Raw genomic sequence first — 2,939 nt, forward strand, 5'->3', positions numbered from 1 at the left:
CAGCTTTGTAGATCCAGTTGATCGTATTGATGGTCTGATGTTTGAAAAATTACTTTTGACTATTATTCGGAATAATGCAGATATGGTCATTGCAAATCATGGAGAAGAATTGATTGAAAAAGATATAGATTTATTCAATACTGCTCAAGCGGTCGTCTGGACAAAAGAGACTGCTTTACGAAAGATTACGGAACAATTTCAGCTCAAAAGTTTTTTATGTAACAAACTTTATTCAATAGAATTATTCAGAAGCAATCCAGTTCTAGAATTTGACTTGAATTTTGATCTATTTGGAGATTACTTAATGGCGGTCCAATGTATTTTGAAAAGTGAAAAAATTATGTATGATCCCAATTTACATTACCATTATTTAGCTTATAAACATGCCTCTTTTTTTAATGACCTCACAAAAGAAAAGCTTTCCGGACCTAAAGCACTGCTTAAAATCATTGATTTGACAGAAGAAATGAGTCGTTTCAATGTTTCAGTTATAAAAGATCTTTACATCAATTACTCCATCCAGCTGCTAATGCATCTTCTAAACGAACAGGAGAAAAATACACGCCACCTCAAAGAAGCAAAACAAAATCTCTATCACTTTTCCTTGAATGAACTTACAAATTATAAAATTATATTCTCATGTATGATGGCTCGGAAAATGACTTTTATCTATTTTTATTTTTGGAAATTAAAGCACGCTAAACTAAATTAATTAAATTATACACTAAGTTTTCGCATTCCTTTCCAATTTAACGGTTTTAAAATGTGTTCTCTTTGAATTAAATTCACATACTTTAGTATTTTCACTTGGAATATTCTTACGTTTCAAGTAAAATAGGAATGTGAAGCTATCTATTAGCTTTAAAAAAGTGTGTAGATAAAAATGAAAAGGAGTTGACCTATTTTGGCAACTAATCAAAAAGAAACCGTTATAATTGGAGCAGGTCCAGGAGGCTATGTTGCAGCAATCAGAGCATCACAATTAGGACAAAAAGTAACAATTATTGAAAAAGAATACATCGGTGGAGTTTGTTTGAATGTCGGATGTATCCCTTCTAAAGCATTGATAACTGCTGGACATCATTTTCATAATGCACAACATTCTGAAACTTTTGGGATCACAACTTCAAATGTTACGTTGGATATCACAAAAATGCAAGAATGGAAAGATACTAAGGTAGTAAGCATGTTGACTCGCGGAGTTGAAGGTTTATTGAAAAAAAATAAAGTAGAAATCATTCGTGGAACAGCTACTTTTACGGATAAAAAACATTTAACAGTTGAAACTAAAGATGGATCTCAAGATCTTGAATTTAAAAATGTTGTTATTGCAACAGGTAGTTCACCATTAGCCGTTCCAGAAGTCCCATTTGGCGGACGTGTTGTGGATACAACTGGCGGATTGAACATTACTGAACTTCCAAAACGTTTAGTGATTGTAGGCGGCGGATATGTTGCGACTCAATTAGCATTTGCATTTAACAACTTTGGTTCTAAAGTAACGATTCTTGAAAAAGAAGACAGCATCATCAACTTCTTTGACAAAGATATGGTTAAATTAGTTAAGAAAAGTTATGCAGAAAAAGGCGTTGACGTTATCGAAGGCGTAAATATTACTAAATCTACTCAAACAGATGATACTGTAACAATCACTTATGAAAAAAATGGCAAAGAAGAAACAATTGAATCTGACTACGTTTTAGTTTCAGCAGGTCGTGTACCTAACACATCTAAATTGAATTTAGAAGCTGTTGGCGTTAAATTATTAGAAAACGGCAGAATCGATGTTGATGAATCATTAAGAACAGGCGTTGAAGGGGTTTATGCTATCGGAGATATTACTCCAGGACCAGCATTTGCTCATAAAGCTAGCCATGACGCAAAAATCGTAGCAGAAGTTATTTCTGGTAAAGACTCTATTGTGAATTACAAAACGATGCCAGTTGCTGCTTATACAGAGCCTGAAGTTGCGACAGTAGGATTAGCTGCTGATGAAGTAAAAGGCAACAAAGAGTACAAAGTAAGCAAATTCTCATTAGCTGGGAATGGTCGTGCTTTGTCATTAGATGCGAATGAAGGATTTGTTCGTATGATCACTGAAGAAAAAACAGGCAAAGTTGTTGGAGCTCAAGTTATTGGAGTAAGTGCTGGGGACGTTATTGCTGAATTAGCATTAGCTATCGAATTAGGTATGGTTGCTGAAGATATTTCATTAACGATCCACGCGCATCCATCTCTTGGAGAAGCCGTAATGGATACAGCTGAATTAGCTATGGGATTACCTATCCACATGTAAAATGATAAACTAAGAGCTTGAAGGTAAAGGATTTCCTTTACTTTCAAGCTTTTTTGTATTTAAATAATTATAAGATTAAAAGGTACATGACGAGTAGTATTGACGCTTCAAAAGAAATAAAAATCGATCGGAGAAGATTAAGGGGGATATGATGTCTGAAAAACCAAAAATGGCTTATCCTGTAAAATGGACCGGCTTAAAACCAGCGCGTTTTCGTAAATACAAATCTTGGATCAATTCAGTTAAGCCTGGAATTTGCGGTACTTATGTCAGTGCTGTTTTACTTCATGATGCTTTCAATCAAAAGTATACTATCGATTTGCAGAAAGAAAATGTGGTCAATGGATTACAAAACCTTGTTGAGGATACATTTGCTTATAAAGGGACCTATGTTTGGGATTTATGGTATGGGTTGAAATGGGTGTTAAAAGACAATGCTGATTTTAAAGTCAAGATGCATCTTATTCCGGAACGCAAAGTTGTTTCTTTATTAGATAGAAAAAATCCGATTCCAATTGCAGTGGGAACAACAAAATTGTTTGGAAGTTCTTATAAGAATCACTGGGTGGTTGTCTATGCCTATGGATATAATGAGGAAAATAAATTATTTTTTAAAGCCTATGATAATCATGGACGATACACC

General features: G+C 34.2%; 3 protein-coding genes. All 3 read left to right on the forward strand.

Translation table 11 applies throughout. From position 1 onward, the window contains the following. The coding region (locus ABS911_RS14850; protein WP_350468197.1) for a glycosyltransferase family 2 protein at positions 1-712 on the forward strand (712 nt) is incomplete at its 5' end. A 192-nt stretch (positions 713-904) separates the two neighbouring features. After that, entirely contained in the window at positions 905-2,296 is a 1,392-nt protein-coding gene (lpdA, locus tag ABS911_RS14855; protein WP_251165372.1) for a dihydrolipoyl dehydrogenase, read from the forward strand. 151 nt (positions 2,297-2,447) lie between these two features. Beyond that, positions 2,448-2,939, forward strand: a 492-nt coding sequence (locus ABS911_RS14860; protein ID WP_350468198.1) for a dihydrolipoamide dehydrogenase, incomplete at its 3' end; no start/stop codon positions are given.

The organism is Carnobacterium sp., assembly GCF_040274425.1.